The sequence below is a fragment of the Ruegeria denitrificans genome, assembly GCF_001458295.1.
GTDB lineage: Bacteria > Pseudomonadota > Alphaproteobacteria > Rhodobacterales > Rhodobacteraceae > Ruegeria > Ruegeria denitrificans.
In genome coordinates this window covers 13,991-32,178 of sequence record NZ_CYUD01000014.1, presented here as the reverse complement: position 1 = coordinate 32,178, position 18,188 = coordinate 13,991, and the positions used below count along the sequence as shown (strand labels likewise).

General features: G+C 52.0%; 16 protein-coding genes. 10 read left to right on the top strand and 6 right to left on the bottom strand.

Features of this window, described 5'->3' with window-relative positions; all coding sequences use genetic code 11:
* Positions 1–7: 7 nt before the first annotated feature.
* Entirely contained in the window at positions 8–1,228 is a 1,221-nt protein-coding gene (locus tag RUE5091_RS18510) for an APC family permease (RefSeq protein ID WP_082643719.1), read from the bottom strand.
* Between the two features lie 263 nt (positions 1,229–1,491).
* Between RUE5091_RS18510 and RUE5091_RS18505 the strand changes: the two genes are divergently transcribed.
* From RUE5091_RS18505 to RUE5091_RS18495, 3 genes are all read left to right on the top strand, one after another.
* The gene (locus tag RUE5091_RS18505; protein WP_082643718.1) at positions 1,492–1,962 is read left to right on the top strand and encodes a c-type cytochrome; all 471 of its coding nucleotides are present in this window, start codon (positions 1,492–1,494) and stop codon (positions 1,960–1,962) included.
* A 131-nt stretch (positions 1,963–2,093) separates the two neighbouring features.
* Positions 2,094–2,543: a phasin family protein gene (locus RUE5091_RS18500; RefSeq protein WP_058283440.1), complete on the top strand. Its 450-nt coding sequence runs from the start codon at positions 2,094–2,096 to the stop codon at positions 2,541–2,543.
* Between the two features lie 60 nt (positions 2,544–2,603).
* Positions 2,604–3,011, top strand: coding sequence for a universal stress protein (locus RUE5091_RS18495; protein ID WP_058283439.1), 408 nt, complete (start codon positions 2,604–2,606; stop codon positions 3,009–3,011).
* 271 nt (positions 3,012–3,282) lie between these two features.
* Here the strand turns inward: RUE5091_RS18495 and RUE5091_RS18490 are convergent, their stop codons facing one another.
* Positions 3,283–3,477, bottom strand: coding sequence for a TlpA family protein disulfide reductase (locus RUE5091_RS18490; RefSeq protein WP_207383749.1), 195 nt, complete (start codon positions 3,475–3,477; stop codon positions 3,283–3,285).
* A 784-nt stretch (positions 3,478–4,261) separates the two neighbouring features.
* On the opposite strand from RUE5091_RS18490, the gene RUE5091_RS18485 reads away from it, so the two are divergent.
* From RUE5091_RS18485 to RUE5091_RS18470, 5 genes are all read left to right on the top strand, one after another.
* Positions 4,262–4,975 carry an ATP-binding protein gene (locus tag RUE5091_RS18485; RefSeq protein WP_058283438.1) on the top strand — a complete coding sequence of 238 codons (714 nt, stop codon included), beginning with the start codon at positions 4,262–4,264 and terminating at the stop codon, positions 4,973–4,975.
* Positions 4,972–5,283, top strand: a complete 312-nt coding sequence (locus RUE5091_RS23445) for a hypothetical protein (RefSeq protein WP_207383748.1) — start codon at positions 4,972–4,974, stop codon at positions 5,281–5,283. Before RUE5091_RS18485 ends, RUE5091_RS23445 begins: the two co-directional genes overlap by 4 nt.
* Positions 5,284–5,288: 5 nt before the next feature.
* A complete protein-coding gene (locus tag RUE5091_RS18480; protein ID WP_207383747.1) occupies positions 5,289–5,903 on the top strand; it encodes an AraC family transcriptional regulator in 615 nt (204 codons plus the stop codon).
* Positions 5,904–6,594: 691 nt separating this feature from the next.
* Positions 6,595–6,963, top strand: a complete 369-nt coding sequence (locus RUE5091_RS18475; protein ID WP_058283436.1) for a hypothetical protein — start codon at positions 6,595–6,597, stop codon at positions 6,961–6,963.
* 409 nt (positions 6,964–7,372) lie between these two features.
* A complete protein-coding gene (locus tag RUE5091_RS18470; protein WP_058283435.1) occupies positions 7,373–8,644 on the top strand; it encodes an adenylate/guanylate cyclase domain-containing protein in 1,272 nt (423 codons plus the stop codon).
* 358 nt (positions 8,645–9,002) lie between these two features.
* Here the strand turns inward: RUE5091_RS18470 and RUE5091_RS18465 are convergent, their stop codons facing one another.
* From RUE5091_RS18465 to gntH (RUE5091_RS18455), 3 genes are all read right to left on the bottom strand, one after another.
* The gene (locus tag RUE5091_RS18465; RefSeq protein WP_058283434.1) at positions 9,003–10,286 is read right to left on the bottom strand and encodes a HupE/UreJ family protein; all 1,284 of its coding nucleotides are present in this window, start codon (positions 10,284–10,286) and stop codon (positions 9,003–9,005) included.
* On the bottom strand, positions 10,279–11,934 hold the full coding sequence (locus RUE5091_RS18460) for a hypothetical protein (protein ID WP_058283433.1): 1,656 nt from the start codon (positions 11,932–11,934) through the stop codon (positions 10,279–10,281). Before RUE5091_RS18460 ends, RUE5091_RS18465 begins: the two co-directional genes overlap by 8 nt.
* Positions 11,935–12,157: 223 nt before the next feature.
* A complete protein-coding gene (gene gntH, locus RUE5091_RS18455; RefSeq protein WP_058283432.1) occupies positions 12,158–13,354 on the bottom strand; it encodes a guanitoxin biosynthesis MBL fold metallo-hydrolase GntH in 1,197 nt (398 codons plus the stop codon).
* A 114-nt stretch (positions 13,355–13,468) separates the two neighbouring features.
* Between gntH (RUE5091_RS18455) and RUE5091_RS18450 the strand changes: the two genes are divergently transcribed.
* Entirely contained in the window at positions 13,469–14,038 is a 570-nt protein-coding gene (locus RUE5091_RS18450; protein ID WP_165590797.1) for a TetR/AcrR family transcriptional regulator, read from the top strand.
* A gap of 217 nt (positions 14,039–14,255) precedes the next feature.
* A complete protein-coding gene (gene gntH / locus RUE5091_RS18445; protein ID WP_131726337.1) occupies positions 14,256–15,383 on the top strand; it encodes a guanitoxin biosynthesis MBL fold metallo-hydrolase GntH in 1,128 nt (375 codons plus the stop codon).
* Between the two features lie 534 nt (positions 15,384–15,917).
* On the opposite strand, the gene RUE5091_RS18435 is transcribed toward gntH (RUE5091_RS18445), so the two are convergent.
* Positions 15,918–17,693: an amidohydrolase gene (locus tag RUE5091_RS18435; protein ID WP_131726336.1), complete on the bottom strand. Its 1,776-nt coding sequence runs from the start codon at positions 17,691–17,693 to the stop codon at positions 15,918–15,920.
* Positions 17,694–18,188 lie beyond the last annotated feature (495 nt).

Sequence of the window (18,188 nt, the reverse complement as noted above, 5' to 3'; positions counted from 1 at the left end):
TTTCCTCTCAGAGAAATCCGGCACCAAAAAGCAGAGCGCTGGTCAGCACCCCAAGGATTGGTACAACAAGAGGTACGCGGAAATGTTCCCGAGTTGACCCCGGCCGGGACTTCAGCAATATCAGCGAGATGTTGACCAGAACAAACACTCCCAAAACGATCTGGGATGTGCGTTCCGCTAGTATGCCGATTGGCAAAGTTTGCGTCAGCAGAAGAATTATCGCAACTACCAACAGGGTTGCGACGACCGGTGTTTGGGTAACCTGCGGGACAGTCGCCAGTATTTTCGGAAGATGATCCCGGTCGGCAAGACCATAGATCACCCGCGACGCCATAATCATCTGGATCAAGACGCCATTGACTGTTGCAACGACTGCGACTGCGGCGAACCCTTGTTTGATTACTTCGGGTGCGTCGAAGAAAACCAGCGTGAGTGGGGCGGCCGAGGTCGACAAGGTATCGATAGGAACAACGAGCAGGACCGTGATCGAGGTCGCTAGATACAAACCCGTCGCCAGAACGAGCGTCAAAAGGATAGCCTTTGGAATTGTGTGGGTTGGGTCTTTTACCTCTTCCGCGACGTTTGCCATGTCTTCAAAGCCGACAAAGGCAAAAAATGCCAGCAGAGATGCCGCCATAATACCGCGCCAGGTACTGAGCTCGAGTCCCGGAATCATCGCACTAATTTCATGGCCTTGCGGTTCCTGCACAGACATGCCCCAGCCAATCACAAAAAGAAGCCCCGCGATCTCGATGACCGTGATCACGGCTGCCACAAATACCGATTGTGTAATGCCCCAGATTGCAATCAGCCCCATGACCGACACAACGCCGATCGTAAGCAATGCGGTGCCAAGCCCCGTCAGGGTGTGAAGGTATGAGGCCGCCCCAATCGCAACAGCGGAGGCTGAAATAATCCCAGACGCAGCAACGGCAAGACCGATTAGAACCGCCATCCAGCCCCTTTGAAATCCCGCTTCAACGTATGCCGCTTCACCCGCGCTTACGGGATAGCGTGTCGCGAGTTCGGCGTACGACAAAGCCGTCAGCGAAACGACGAGCGCTGCAACAAGAAACGAAACTGCAGCATAAGGGCCCGCGGCCTCGGCGGTTGCGCCGACGAGCACATAAATTCCCGCACCGACGGTTACACCGAGCCCATATAAGGTAAGCAACGGAGTGGTGAGAGAACGTCGGAGTTTAGGGGACGGTGGATCAACTGTATGCATTCACCTCACTCCTTGATGGGCAATTGCCGGGTTATCGAAGCTGTGCCGCAAACAAGCACCCCGATTATAAACCAAGGGCTCATCACCGCTCATGCCGAGCTTCTTCTGAAACATTCATACTTTGATATGTAATTCTTTATTTGGCGTTGATCTATATCATCAGGCGCTAAGACTGATCAGAGAGGCGGATCCGAATGCTGCGACCGTCGTTTCGTGATGGTTTTTCCCAGCTGGTACTCAAAGGTTGAATATGAGCGAGATCAATGAAGCATTCATTCGATATCGCGTATTTTCAACTCGAAATGCTGATCTCGGAGGAGGAACAGATGCTAGTTTGTCGCGGACTTCTTTTGTCAATATTTGCTGCAAGTGCTGCACTGGCGCAGGATATTGACCTTCAAAATGGGCACGATCTCTACAGAACTTATTGTTGGCAATGCCATGGTTTTGAGGCCACAGGAGATGGTCCAATGGCGGAGATGCTGGCGATAAGGACACCTGATCTGACGAGGCTCGCGGCCCAAAACGACGGTGTTTTTCCGATTGAGGCGGTGGCGCGTCAAATTGATGGTCGCGCACCATTGCTCGCGCATGGTGGAGAAATGCCCATTTTTGGACCAGCTTTGGATTCGGATCAAAAAGTTGCGCTGACGATGCCTGACGGCCAACCGATGTTCGCAGGTGTGCCGTTGGCGAATGTGATTGCGTATCTTGAGGCTATACAGACTGAATAGGTTGGCAGAAAGCCCACCCTTGGATTGCAGGACACCACTACCACGTTTGCCGGCGGTGGTTGATTTACATTAAGGCAAGTTTCCACGATCTCAGTTAATATTCAGCATTTAGAGATGAGGAGGAATCTCCGATGCCTGAAGAGAAGCCAAAATCAAGTTACTCCAACGCACTTGTAGATATTTTCAAGCAGGTGCAGCCGACTACTACAGCCAATCCGTTTCTGGGCGCTCAGCTTGAGCAATTTTGGGACACGCAGGAGAAGTCACTGAAAGAGGCAGAGGCCTTTGCTCAGCATTGGTTTGAGAGGCGTCACGAGGCTGTTCGAACCGCGCTTGAAGCTGCGCGCTCAGCATCTGCTGCAGACCCGACTGATCCAGCAAAAGCACTGCAATCCATAGCTGAGTGGCAGAAGCATTCAGCCGAACGCCTTGTGGCTGACGCTCAGGAATGGTTCGAAACAGTTGCCCGATGTGCAGCATATGCAGCGGAAACCGAAGCCGAAGCTGTGGAAAAGACAATAGACGAAGTTGCAAGCACAGCTAAGAAGGCGGGTAAATCTCCGAAATCCGATCCGGTATAGAGAGCCGTATCACCGCAGAGGTCGAAACGATCGCAGCTGGAGCAATGGAAGGTAGCTCATATGTATAAAAACATTCTGGTAGCAGTCGCACTGGACAAAGATCACGATACACAGGCCTCATTTGAAGCTGCTCGTTTGCTGGCAAATGCCGATGCGGAATTCACAGTGCTTCATGTGCAGGAACCGATCCCTGCATATGTGGCATCTCAGATACCCGAGGAAGTTCTGGCAAATACGCGAAAAGAACTTCAGGAAAGCTTACATCTGAATGCTGCGGAGCTATCGGGTGCGAAACCGCGCCTTGTCTCGGGGAGCGCTGGCCGCGCGATCGTTGACTTCGCAAATGAAAATGACATCGATTGCATAGTGCTGGCCTCACACAAGCCGGGGATCGAGAACATTTTTATTGGGTCAACTGCAAACCGGGTCGTTCACCACGCCAATTGTTCTGTCCACGTGATCCGCTGAAACGGTTTCTGGTGAGTGCCGCACGTCGATTATGCGGCCGGTTACTCGATATTGCAGACCTTGGCGCAAACGCGGCGAATTTACCCTTTGTCCCGCGACTCGTTCCTTGCCTGACGAAATCTTGCTGCGCCCGACACGAATGGCGGCTGTTAACACAGCATTGCCGCGCTAAAGATGATGCCTTCGCGGCAAAATCCGTGCTGCGAGCGCTCGCAGCGAGAAAATCAAATTCACGGGTTGGGCTCGAAACAGAAGTTCTCCACGTACAGGATCAATGACTGCTATCCGGCGATTGACTTAAAGTGACGGTGCCGCCTTTGGTCGACACGACCTCCTGTGTCAGAAGACTGCCAATCTCGGACCCCAATTGAAGTTCCGAAACCTGACCAAGGTGATGCGCAACGATCTGCCCTGCCTGATCTAAAAGGACAAGGCTTGGTGTGCCGCGCATGCCAAAGCGAGACATTGTGTTGGGTCAGAAATGCTTGACGTTTGGGTCAGAATTGAATGACGCGATTTACAGATTTATTGAGGTTTTGGCCGTCGATTGAGTCAAATATCAGTGACGTTCCACAAACCCTTGTCAGGCGACACATAGTTCTGCCACCAGCGACAGAACCTTGCCATTTTCGCCTCACTTCCTTCATCAAGCACCTAGACCGATTTCAATGATCCTGACTTCCCTTTTGGGAAATTCAGGGCTGATTTGCAGATCAGACGCCGAAGGCGCCTGTTCCTGCTGATCTGCCACGTGGCGAACGCGGATGGGGGCGAGGCAATGCTATTCGACAATAGTGGTGCGGCCCGCAGGCGTAGCCGAGGACACGGTTTTGTCTAATAGGGTTGCCCGAGGGGGAAGGCGGCGCCTTACCCCTGATGGCCAGGGGCGTTTGGCTTACCCAAATCCCGCTGGCCCCAAAACAAGTGCGGCGGTGCGGGCAGCGCCATTGCTATTTGCACCGGCACGCGTTGTTTTTGTAATGAAGGACGGAAAGCGGAAGTTCGCTGCGGGGGCCCGGCGATCATGCCGCTAAAGAGGAAGGACATTCTTTCGCTACGAATTCCGGGCCAGGCAATGTGCCACCGCATGTCGGCTCCGAGCCTAACTTACGAAGGCTGCTCGTCGCTTAAATGTCAGTTACGGTGTGTCTTTCTCAGCATCCACTCCTCGGTGGTTACGATGAGCCAGAAACGCTTTCAAAGCAAATTGACCTATTTGGTCTCATAAGCGCTGAAGTCAGACAGCGGAGGTGATCCGGCTATTGGTGCCTTCACCAGCAACGCTAAAGAATGTTGGTACGACGATCCTGTCCGGTCTGGGATATCCGCTCGCCAGAGACAAGTCGGTAGGTATCATCTGGACGCAGGTGCGTCAGTTCCTCCGAATGCGAAGGACCCTGTTTGTGCATCTGGACGAGGCTCAGGACCTCTACATCAGCAAAGGCGTCAAAACCCGCAATGACGTGGTAAACACCCTGAAGTCTCTGATGAACGATAAGGATTGGCCGGTTGGTCTTGTTCTGTCTGGCACGCCCGATCTGATCGAGATGATCAATTCGGATGTTCAGCTTAAACGGGGCATAGATGTTGTGCACCTGGGTGCAGTGAGTTGGATATCCCACGAACCCGAGGTCACAGAAATCTTTACCGAGTTCGTTGGGAAGTCTGGTCTGGCGCCATCCGGCGAACTGCAACAGGGCGTGTTTCTCAAGCGGCTGGTCCATGCAGGTGGCAATGAGTTTGGATTGATCATTGAAATGTGTCTGAGCGGGATAGAAGAGGCGCTTTATAACGGAGATACCCAACTCCGTCTTGCACACTTTGCAGAGGCATTCCGGCGCAAGTCGGGGTGTATCCCTGCATTCAACCCGTTCCTTGCCCAAGACTACCTGAGCATCGATGTCCGGACCATCATGGGCTGGTTGGATTCCGATGACCCTTCGCCGAGTGGAGGATTGTCATGACAGCACTACTCGCTCTGACTTTGGCTCACCATCACATGGAAACCCCTGCTTCTTATGTCGCCCGGCTGTCACGTCGCAATCTCAGTGTTCCAAGAGAGTTTTGTTCAGATCTGGGTCTGCGATGGCCCCATATCTGTTCGGCCCATCCGGATCAGCTGGAGCGGCTGTCACAACTGGCTGGGGTGATGGCACTAATGGGCGCAGGCTCGAAGACGACATCCTCGCCATTCGGATCGCATTGGGCAAGACGGGAGACGTTTGGGAATACATCGATGGCCACAGCCATAAGACAAATGTCGGGGATCTGACTGTCGTGGATGTGAATGCGTTGTCTCAGGCCGGGTATGGGGCTGGCAGGATTGACACAGATTTGTTGATGATACCAAAATCCAGCCTGAATGTGCCCAGGCAGATGCTCAACAAGCTAAAGTATTTTGAAAGGCACTCTCCTTTGACCCCATTACTACGTGAGGGGTTTCGGGGAATTTACTCATCCAAGGAACAGGGGAAGGAAGAGGACGCTCAGTTTCTGCACAGCTGTGTTGTCGCTATGCTGGGAGAATTGGTTCAAAACCGCGTTTACGTTGCCAATTCTGGCGATCTTAAATCGATCCGCAAGCAAACGATTTTACGTGCGTTGAAGGAAAACTTGTCCAACCCAGATTTGGATTTTGAGGAACTTTCAAAGCAATTGGGCATCTCACGGGCAACGCTGTATCGAGATATGAAGGAATACGGTGGGGCGCGGGCTAAACTGTTAGAATTTCGTCTTAATGCCGCCCACGATCTTTTGGAAGCCACACCTCCAACTTCTGGCCGGGTATCTGAGGTTGCTTACCGAACGGGGTTCTCCGACCCATTTCATTTCTCGAAAGCGTTCCGCAAGAAATTCGGAATAGCGCCTTCTGATGTTTTTCAACGTCGGTAGTATGTGCCAGATCAAATTTCAGGTCTTTCACACGTTAACTGGGGTGGCAGCTTAGATGATCGCAATCAATGCTCACGTAAGACTGATCCCAACGTACCAAAACGCGCTTAACATTTTAGTCTGCGTACCGCCTTTCATTATAGATATCCCCGGCGTTATGAGGATCATGGTAAAACCCAAAAACAGTTTTCTATGGACTTGAGGAGGAGTGCACTCTGCCCGCGATCTTTGAAAGTACAGAATGGCAGCCGGGTAAGCGTCGCTTGGACCAGTTTACACCACTCTCCTCTGTGACTTCTTCTAGATAAGAGTGCAAAGCACCGTGATTTCAAAGAGTAGCGCCGCGAGTAACAATCTTCATTTCGAAAAATGCGCGCCCATAAACGCGATTCCAAAGGTCCGGCCTAAAAATTTTTGAGTATGCTGTCAGTGGAACTAAGCCCGGTGCAAAGAGTTGCCCGACAAATTCTTGAAATGGCTCAAGACAGATGAGACGGGAAGACATGCGACTGCTGGCTACAGCCATGGATTTCGATTTTCCAGCTGCATACTTCTCATTGAAGAGGCCTTCTCGTTCAACTTATTTTTAGGGGTGGCATGTTGTTGGCAAATCTAGGATCTCCATCAGGGAACTGAATTACCCAACAATCGCATTGCGTGCAGCCACCTAAAAAAACACCCATGGTGCAAAATGGCGCAAGAGCAGAGCAGATTTGAACTTAACGCTGGGCTCGTTGAGGGAAATGGAAAGTGTGTCATCGAACTGAAAAAGGACAAGCAATCGCTTGGGCTCATGCTGCTCGATGCTGCCGAGGTCGAAAGCTGGATCCGAAATTTGGCTAGCTTGCGAGCTCAAATGACAGAACAGGTCGCTCCGGCACTTGATCCCAGCTTCCGGATAGAGGGTCCTTTTGACCCTGCCTGGCGGATTCCCAAAGATCCCCAGGATGGTGTTCGTCTTTTAGCGCTTCGACACCCTGGCCTTGGCTGGGTAGCGTACGGCTTGCCCGTGAAAGAAGCGAAAAAAATCGGATGTTGGCTATCCAAACCCAAAATATGACTGTCTGTTTGAACAGGATCCATTTTGGACACAACCAAAAGCCATCCATCATGGAAGCACGGAGAACGATCGAGAGAATCCGAGGAAGCGCGCAAGGCGATCAGTGAACTTATCCGCGCCGATAAGAAACTGCAGAAGATGATCCGCTGACCCGGTATCGACCAGTACAAGGCAAAGCAGTCGTTCGACCGGACTTTTTCGATGGCCGCTTCGAGCCCAAAGCGAACCTTGGAGTAGAAGGATGACACTGGTTGTTTAGCGCACCAAGCTAGGAGAGAATATCAGTGCTGTGATACAAAAGGACTGAATGCTCGGCACAAGGCTCTCTGCGCTCATTGTGTTCAATCGGTCTAAGGTCTCAGAGCCTAGCTGCTTAAATACGCTTTTTTAGACAAGAAAGTGTCTCGGTATGATTGAGTTCAACAGATCCCCACTATTAGATAGTGTTGCCGCTTGGCTGATGGGATGCGGTCTCAACGATACTAAGGCCGAGGATGTGGTGCAAGGCTTTGGCAATCGATTGGTTTCCGCCGGTGTCCCTGTAGCTCGGATCAACGTCGGAGGCATGGTCCTGCACCCAATTTTCGGCGCCTTGAATGTGCTTTGGACGGTCCGGGACGACCAAGCCAAGGCCGAACTGACGCCCAGAGATCAGCTTGCAACACCTAGATTCCGCAATACACCGTTTTTTGATTTGGCGCACAACGGAGGTTCTTTTAAGCGTTACAAATTGGAGGATGGGCCGGTCGAGGCCAGTTTTCCGATCCTGGATGACCTTCGTTCAGATGGTGCGACGGATTATCTGGTTCAATTTGAAAGTTATCATCGCGACGACACCAGCCGCTGGTCGGATTTTCCGCCGGGAATGGAGGGCGTTATGATGTCGATGACTACACGACGTATCGGCGGATTTAGCGACTCTGAAATCACATATATCCGAGCACTCATGCCTGCCCTTGCGTTGGTTATCAAAAACGCGCAATCGCGCATTCTTGCGCAAGGTCTCATGGATGCCTACTTGGGAAGCTACTCTGGAAACCGTGTCTTGGATGGCGTAATCGAGCGCGGCGACGGGGGGGCAATCGACTGCATATTGTTTTATTGCGACCTTAGAAATTCCAGTCGAATGGCTGAAAACATGCCAATGAAACGATATCTGGCGTTAATTAACGACTATTTTGATTGTACGGCTGGTGCAGTAGAAGATCACGGTGGTGAAATCCTTAAATTTATCGGCGATGCGGTTATGGCAATCTTCCCAGTGGACGAAAAGTCGAGACCGGCAGTCGACATGAGCCGGGCCGCATTGTCTTCAGTGTTGGAATGCTTAGCTCGCGCGAGGGAAAAGAACGTCACTTGGAAAGAGCACGGTGGCAAAATTGAATTTGGAATTGCCTTACATCGGGGTTCCGTAATGTATGGAAACGTCGGCACGGAGCGTCGGCTGGATTTCACCACTATTGGCCCGGCGGTAAACCAAGTCAATCGGCTAGAAGGTTTGTGTAAGTCTCTAAAAACACCTTTGGTAATGTCTTCGGAATTCGCAGCGGATGTTGCAACGCGGCTTGAGCCCTTGGGGCGACACCAGTTGGCAGGTATGTCACAATCAACAAAGGTATTTACACTCCCAGAGTTCGCACCACCGGTCGATAAAAGTAGCTCAATCAATCGATCCAAATGAACGATTGATTTGATCTGAAGTTTGTCATCTCGGTTTTCTGCAATAGAAAATGAACGACTGCTTTGTCCGCAGAGCAGACTTTGAGGGAAATTATGCGAACGACTGCATCGAGCCCACTCTGACCGATGCTGCGCGATGCCCGAATGACAACAATGCGCAGAAAGCAGACTTTGCAAAGTCCGGCGTGCGGCCCTAACCCTTCTGCGGTTCAGCTTCTGCTTCGTCATACGAAGGTAGATAGTACAGTACGTTACCTATGCGCCGTTCGCTTTCCGAAACCAACCCTGCCCGAAATCGCGGCAGCATCGGCAAAGAGACTAACCGGACGCTGTCATAGAGTTGGAAGCAGTATTCCTTTCTAAATCGTAATCAATGATAGAAAATCTATTCCGCGTTCGAAAGTCCACCAACTTGCGATAGCAGCACATACGATTGCTATCGAAACTCTCAACGACATTTCAGGTGTCGGACCTAGTTTCTCGAAGAAGTGCAGCAATGGCCAGATCACAAGAACAATAGCGAGCTGACCAACTTCAACACCAACATTAAACGCCAGTAGGCTCTGCCAGATGTTAGGCGACGTCACCTGAAGTATTTCATGTAGAACGAAACTGAAGCCCAAGCCATGAAGAAGACCTATAAATACCGTTACGACAAAGACCTTTATATTAGAGTTCCTTTCCAACTTGTCCCGCCTAACGGCAAGAAGGGCCGCGTAGACGATGGACAAGGCAATCCCGGTTTCGACAAATGGCACAAACCAGGCTCCTGACGGCACATACCCGAAAAACCCAAGGGACAGAGTTACGCTATGGCCTACCGTAAAGCCGGTGACTCGCCACAGCAGTGCGCTTAAACCGGGGGCACCTATCACCAGGCAGACAACAAATAGCACGTGGTCGATGCCTTCCAGGATGTGTCGCAGGCCTTCCCAAACGAAAGTTACGATCCCCGAGAACCGGGACCTGGAAACCTGCACCGGTTCTTCCATCAGGCCTCGGGTTCGAAAGACTAGCGGATCGCTTGATCCATAGTCCAGAATGAGATTGGCGGTCATTTCCTGATCGGGCAGGCCTGGGTCCAAAGAGCTGGAGATGGCATAGGAGATCGGCGCATTTCCCAATTCATACCAGAGCGTGACATCCACAATAACGTCACCAACATAAACTGGCGGGTCATCCTGTATGGTCGTTCCCGCTGACACAGATTGCTGGGCTTCGCTCAGCGTCGCAAAACCCGGCTCCTCACCTACTTTGTGAATGGTCACGGATTCAACGTCGCCCAGAACGCGCGTACCCGTGATTTCGATGATTGTACCGGTTTCCGCGATGCGCCCAAGGCCAAGCGGGTTTTCAGCGATTTGTGAGGAGTCGACAAAATGAACCACCTGACCATTCTCAAGCGCATTTGTCGTGAAAGGAGCCGCTTCAGGAAGGCCGTCCTCACCCTTTTTGCCGATTTTGTCCGCCACTAGATAAGGCATGGGCGTTCGCAAATAGATGCGTAGACCGTCGCTTGTGTGTTCTACGTGAAAAATACGAACATTGAGGTTCAGCAGAAAATGCGCCTGGCTGGCGACCGCAGCCAAGATCAAACAGGTCGTTATCCAAATCAACAACACCTTGTTCAGTCGGTTAGACATCCGGTGCGCGCGCCTCCATTACAGTGATACCCGTAAGCTTCCAAACGCCTCTTTCGGGACGGAACTCGACCCTTGCCCGATACTCCACCCGACGACGATGATCATGGCCCCAGTGACCTGCTCGGGCGTCTACAATCCACTTGGCAACCCCTTCGAAAGCACCGGTTATCTTAATGTCGCCTTCCACGATTGCGACATCGGTCACTTCGGCGATCTGCGCGCGACTTCCGCCAGGCACACGAATGGCAAGGTTTGTTTCGAGTTCAGCAGCGACGTCTGTGAGGGCCGTGTTCCTGACAATTGGCTCTAGCGCTTTGCGACGTGCTTCTGGTGAGACCTCAAGCGCGGCCACATACGAGTTCGCCAAAAGTAGGGAAAAAGTTTCAGAAGCCATCTTTTCTCTGGATGGGCCCGCTATTGGGTTTTGAAACGGAATTTGCATTTCGTGCCGAAAGGCAACCCCTGCAACTAAACTGCCAGCCGCCAGCAGGACGAACCCGATCCGTCGGCTTTTTAGGGGCGACAAGAGCGCGCCCACGCCTGCACCAAGCGCAACAGCGACAGCCAGTACCGTCCAAATCGGCAGAAAGAAAACTCCCGTCGCCTGTACCTGCGTAACTTCAGGGTCGACGTAGCGTTTCAAATGGTTGATCCAGCTTACCTCTGGATCTTCAGGGGTAGCCCAATCCAGGAAAGGACCGGCAACATCTGTCAACGTCACAGGCACATGCTGAATGGATTGATCGAACATATCCCATGTGACAGTCGCCTCTGCGGGCAGTGTCGAAATTGGGTAGGACAATATCAAACCTGCAAATGCTGTGTCGGTCAGAAGCGTCGCAGAGCTCTTAACGACTTGAACTCCTGTTTCGCCCAGCGTCAGAAATGCGCCCCTGACAGAGGTGGGCTGAACCGGCTCCCCCGCGATAATGACCGGATTACGGTTTTTAAACGCGTTCAGCGCAGCGTCGAGTATTGTTTCCTGCTGAGATGGGTTCAGTTTGGAACCCGTGCCAAGGTCCATGTCTATCCAGGGCGCAAGTTCCCGCAGCCGGATAAGAATCTCGTGGCGAACCTCGCGTGGCGCGACGTACAGAAAAGACGTTGTGCCGCTTTGGGCTGACCGATTGAGATTCACATTGGTAAACGCGGTGAACCAGGGGTCGGACCAGTCAATCTCAAGTCGTGCGTCACTATCGAAGTAACTGAATTTGGTGACAGGGACGGCGCGATCAAAAACCATGAAGCCGATTGATGTGGCGGGCTTATCCTCCTTGGGTGTCGGAGGGCGAAAGATCAGGGTCTCGGGGCGCGCGCCGTCAAAACCGAAGAAAGCTTCGATGTAGATAACTTGCGGATCTTCAGGAGGAGCAGGAATTATGCGCCCGGTAATGGGATCGGTTCTTCCGGTCAAGGGGGATGCGCGGTCAATTCTCTCACGGTTCTCGGCAGTCACAAATTTGAACGACAAAGGTGATCTGTCGGTGCGGCTTACCAAAATGCTTTCGGATTCGCTGCCAAACGCAGCTTGATGTGTAGCAACTGTCGCGTGGAGATCCTGCAATACCTCGTTAGGCAAAAACGACGCAAAAGCTTCAAAATCCTCGGGGTAGACTTCAAGCTCAAGTCGAACACCGTCGTTTTCCACCCGAAAGACTGCGATATTTCTGGCGACCTCCGCCCCGCTATACGGAATGACGTCACCTATAGCAGAGCTGCCTATCACTAAAGCGGCGAACAACGTCAGAAGGCATCGGATTTGGATCAACAAATTAGCCAGCGTCCTTCGCGGCGTCAAACTAAGTACAGAAACTGTGTCATTTCCGTCTTGTGCAGCTCATTATCGAGCCGCACAAAAACGTGTCATTACGTCAGTTTTGATCCGGCATAGGTGGTGGCGTGTAACCGTCCCATTTACCTGCTTGGACCTTGTCCGACGGTTCTTTTTCCTTTGAACGCTGTGCATTGATGTATTCGTCGCTTACTGCGGGCGGCAACGCATAGTCATCCACGCTCGCCTCGCGTACGACGATCTGGTCTTTGGTTACGTTGATCACCTGAAGATCACGTGCCAGCGTGAGTGGCCCATCGTAAGTCGCCCGCACACCCTCCAGAATCGCCTGGTAGTTTTCTGGTGAAAGCACGGAATGATACCCCAAAGCCATACGCGGTTCGACGGCAGACATGACCTTTCCGAATGCCGCTGGCTCGGAATGGACGCGCGTGGCGACATATGTCGCTTGCGTCATGTCCCAGCCAAAATACGGTGCCAGCGCATCAGGTGGCAGGAAAGCCTCGTGGGAAGCAAGATCGGCTCCTTTGGCATATTCGACATACCACTTGTTCGGGTAGGTATCTCCGCCGAAAACGTATTTCAGCCCATTCCACTCAAGGGAATAGCTGACGGAACCGTCGAGACTATGGATCGCAGGCCAGGAACGAATGGTGACACCGTTGTCTTGATAAACGATCTCGTTTTCCTGCATGTAGTCGAACTCGGTGACTTCGAGCTTGGCGCCCTCATCCGGCAACGCACCCGTTCGCGTAGCAAGGTCCCACGCATAGGCTTTTGACATACCTTCAACGTAGGCTTTTGTCCCAAGTTCATCTTCTGATCCCGAGGGGCCATAGATGTGAAGCGGTGTATAACGACCTGATAACCATCCACCAACGTGCAGCCCCATAAAGTCCCCGACATGATCAACATGCAGGTGACTGAAGAAAACTTTGTCGATCTTCGAAAAATCCGGGCGCAGTGAGAACAAGTTACCTGTTGATCCGGTGCCGACGTCAAACAGAAAGACATCACCGTTGCCCAATTCCACATAAAACGAAATTGAAACGGCGGCCTTTGTCTGGTTTGGCATACCTGTCCCTAACGCGGTTATCCGCATCTCATCTTCGCCAAGTATTTCAGTATTGGGGAAATAGGATGCTGGATAAACACTATCTTCAATGGGGGCAGCCGTTCGACCCGTGGGCAACATATTCTGCGCTGTGGCGGTTCCAGCTACCGCAATCCCCATAGCAAAAAACAAGGCCGTTGCGAAATTGAGCAAGCTAATCATAGTTCCCCCTCCATACTGAAATAGTCATTCAGCACACAAATTCGTGAGCTCCCCATTCTCCGTAGACATCTCTACGGTAGGTCCATAGACTGCTCTATGTCAATAGAGGTGCCTATGGAAGCTGAGCCAAGGATAATTGAAAAACGGGAAAAGGCGTCACGGGAAGATTGGCTGCTTGCGACACTGGACGTTCTGAGGGAGCGGGGAATCGAAGGTGTGAAAGTTGTTGCAATTGCCCGCAGGCTTGGCCTGACCAGTGGAAGTTTCTACTGGCATTTTCGGAACTTAAAGGATCTTCTCGACTCGGTTCTGCTATTTTGGGAAGACGCTCTAACTGGTCATATCATCGAAGACGCACTTCAGTTCCAGGGACCGCCGGAAGAGCGGATAAGGGTATTGATGCATCAGGTTATCCGCGAAGACGCTTCCAGGCCGGATGGAGCTATCGCGGTCTGGGCAAAATCCGACGCCGATGCCGCACAATGCTATAAGCGTGCTATTAAACGACGATTTGAATTTTCTACATGGCTGTTCCAAGAGCTCGGTTTTGCACCCCCTGATGCTGAGATTCGAGGCCGGATGATGGTCATAACCCTGATGGGTGAGACAACGAACGATCTGAAACAGCAAGAAAACTGGCCGAGTGTAATTGACCGGCACTGGCGAGTTTTGGTGGACAAATAGCTTCCCACCGATTGGGTTGAACAGCGCCATTTTCGATCAATTTTGCAGCTTTTGCCTCCGAGCTGATTGAAGCGTTGATTTTGTACACATTGGTGTCACACGCTGGTCTCCTGCGGGTCCGCTCCGTGTCCAATGGCTATCGATTTCGGGCTGATGGTATTTCGTAGTATCCTTATCGAAATCAAAAATTTTTGGGGGGATTTTGGGGGGATTAAGTGTGCGATTGAATCTGATATCAACTCTAGGCTTGGCATTTGCTTCGATATGCTCAACTGCGGCTTCTGACAGTGCGATGGAGGCGCGAAAGTTCTATTATCCGAATACTGAACCACTTGGTGAAGCGGAGATGCGCGTTGTCTCGTTGGGTACGGGAACGCCCAATTTTCGACACTCCCAGGCGTCTGCATCATGGTTGGTCGAACTTGGGAACGGCGATAAATTTCTATTCGATGTCGGGACTGGTTCGTTAGCCAATTTGGCAGCCTTGGAGATTCCGTACACGTATCTCGACAAAGTGTTCATCAGTCACCTGCATGTAGATCATATCGGAGACCTGGATGCGCTTTTTGTCGGCGGATGGGTTTCCAACCGGACTGTGCCATTACAGGTCTGGGGGCCAAGTGGACTGGAACCAGAGTATGGAACCGCGGCGGCAATGGATGGGCTTCAAAAAATGCTAGCGTGGGACGTGGCTGGACGTCGCGGAAACATGCCCTCCGCGGGAGGCCATCTAAAGGTAACTGAGTTCGACTATTCGAAGACGCAGGTGGTTTATGATAACAATGGTGTGGTCATACGCTCCTGGCCCGCGATACACGGCATTGACGGTTCCGTGTCATACAGCGTGGAATGGAACGGGCTTAAGTTTGTCTATTCGGGTGACACCAACCCAAACAAGTGGTTCGTAGAAAACGCCAAAGAGGCTGATCTCGTCATCCATGAATGTTACCTAACGGTACAACAATTTATCGACATAAAGAACTACGATCCCGAACGTGCTCGTTTGGTTGCAACGGTAGTTCACACACCACCGGATGCGTGCGGCAAGCTATTTTCGGCTATCGAGCCTCGGCACGCGATTGCCTATCATACATTTGCCGATTTCGACATCGCCCCTGATACAATTGCGGCAATTCGAATGACCTATGATGGGCCGCTTACCTTGGCTCAAGATATGCTCGTCTGGAACATTTCGGTGGAGTCAGTAACCGTTCGAGAAGTTATAGGGTCAGGCAATCCGTTGCCAGTTGCCCCCCCGACACCCGCCGGGCCACCTGACCCAAGTGAACGAACAGAATTGTCAGATTGGCTCAACGCAGGCCGACTCGACCTTGGCCAGGAGTAACCTGCGAGAAGCAATTCTTGCCAAACTGGGTTTGAGAAATCGGCAAAGCCCACATACTTGTGGTGAAGAACCTTTTGCCGATCATTCGGCAAGGGTCCGCGTTATCTGCTCTTGGATTGTAGGGCCAGATCGCGGCGGAAGACTGGCTTGGATTTAGCCGAAGTCCGCTGGATTAAACGACCGGCCTGGGAAAATCTGCCGCCCGCCGAATGATCGCAAGCGCAAGCGCAAAGGTTTTCTGTGTGAGAGAAAGCTTCGTGGGTAAAAGGCGGATTTGTATGCTCCAAGGACTTCCAAAGCTCAGTAATGAATGTCCGGTTTGGGGCTGCCATCGGTCAATCATGCGCGTCGCAGAGAACGGCAACATTGAGCCCATAGTTACCAATGCTGCAAGGCGTACCAATGACAGGAATGCGCGGAAAGCAGGCTCAGCATAGTTGAAGGCCTGCTCTGAAACGGACATTTGTGCAGGCGCTCGTTTCCGCCGAATTGAGCCTTGGCGCTGGCGAGCCGCGATAACACTGCTCAAAAACTTTACTTGGCTTCAAAAACCACTTCACCCTCGACGAACGTCTTTAATATCTGCACCTCACTTAACTCCGCTATCGGGATTTCAAAGAGGTTACGGTCAAGCACAATGAAATCGGCAAGCTTGCCTTTCTCGATCGATCCAAGCTCCGCGTCCGCAAAATCCAGATATGCAGAGTTGATTGTTCGGGCCAAAATGGCCTCCTTTAGCGTGATGGCTTGGCCCACCGCAGGATCGGGTGGACTCGTGTCGGCCACAGGATCGATACGGGTCACGGCCGCCTCTATCGATGCCAATGGGGTTTGCATGAACAGCGGACCATCAGAAGCGATAACGACCCGTCCTCCGGCATCAGCCACAGAGCGCATTGGGAAAACCCTCTGCGCGCGTTCCGGGCCAACCACGCGGTTTACGACGTCGTTGTGAGGGTTCGAAAACCATAGTACTGGAGAGAATTCCGGTGTCAGATCCAGTTCCACCAGTCTAGGCATGTCCTCTTCGGATATGAAAAACGAGTGGGCAAGCTGATAGCGGCCTTTCAACTCACCCAGTTGATCCCGTGCGGTCTCCATTGCGTCCAGAACAAGCCGAGCACCCCGGTCACCCACAGTGTGGAAAACCATGCCTTTCATACCTTGTTCTTCAAACCGGATAATGTCGGCCACAAGTTCCTCTTCGGTGAAGAAGATCAGCCCATAGTCGCCCTGACCAGAAGTAAGAGGATCATACTGTGAACCCGCGTCTGGCTGGGACTGATCCACTTCCGGGTCGTTCGTCAGGAAAGGTTCCAGCATCGCACCGGTCTCAGTCGGGATGCCATCGATATTGACCTTAATAAAGGTTGGGTCGAGCCGTGGCGCGATAAAATCTTGAAACCTATCAATTGCAGCGCGTTGATCTTCCACAGATTGATATGCCCGCGTCGGGGAATCGTAGGTCCAAGCTACACTAACCCTGATCGGAAGACCTTCGGATGTGGCAAGTTGATGTAGTGCCTGCACATTAATCAATTCGCTATGCATGTTCCTGGCGGATGTCACCCCCATTGAGGCAAGCAAGTGCAACACGTCCCTTGCGCCGTCCACGTGGGTTTCGAGTTCCAGACCACGTAGAAATGGCATCGCATAAAGACCCATCGCGGCCTCTTTCATATAGCCTGTTGCCTCTCCGGTTTCAGGGTCCCGCACGATGATCCCGTTCCGTGGGTCCGGCGTATCGGCATCAATACCGCTATTGATCATCGCGGGTGTATTCAGCACTGCCTCGTGCCCTGTTGCGGTGATAATGTAGACGGGAATGTTAGAGACTGCCTCATCAAGCCAGGCAGTGGTCGGTTCTCCATCAAACAGCTCGTTGGCCAATCCAGCTCCAAAAAGATATTCGAGATCTGGTCGCGCGGCCACAAAATCGCGAATTAACTCCGCTGCGGCTTCCGGGCCGGCATCGCCGGGGAGTTGGATCGTCTCGTCAGACAATGCCGCGGCGACATACCAATTTCGCAAATGAACATGGATGTCATACAGGCCGGGCAATACCATCGCACCCGAAAGGTCGATCGTTTCGGTCTCGTTCCCGGCCAGTGCAGCAACTTCTTCTGCTGAACCGACAGCAATGAAGCGTCCATCCTCAATGGCAAACGCCTCAGCCCATTCTTGATCAGGGTTTACCGTATAGACCTGCGCATCGGTGTATACGGTGTCGGCGGTTTGCGCCTGTACTGCCGTCGCCGCAAGAGCGATTGATGCAACGGACGCTGTAAGGAAGCCAACAGAAAAGGTCATGGGGTCGATCCATTCATTGTACAAGCACAGTTCCTCGCCAACTCAAGGATTGGCTGAACGGGTCCTTCAAGCAAGCTTCCAAGCAATATACGTGCGCCCATCTGATGCACAACGTTGAGTATCTTGATACCACTAGCAATTTAAGAAACTTCAAATCATCTTTGGAATTTTAACTTGCTTTGTCTGCAAGTAGGTCCTTCGGTTCTGGGTCGTCGAAGGTCTGCTTTCCTCAATCTGACCGCGTTTTTCTGCTTCTGCTTCGAGCTGAGAGCAGAAATTAAACAGATAGTGTTTAATGGCAGAAAAGTCCGCATAGCGGTCAATCAGGCGGAGCGCGGCGAAAGACGGCTCAAGCCCAGTCCAGCCACGTGAAGTTTAAGGCATGCTACAGTTGCATTCGGCTGATCGCAGCCCAATGCAGACATTCAAGAACGAACTTTGCAATTCCGACTTTTCGAAGCGATGCACCCTGACAGACGGCTACATTGACGGTTG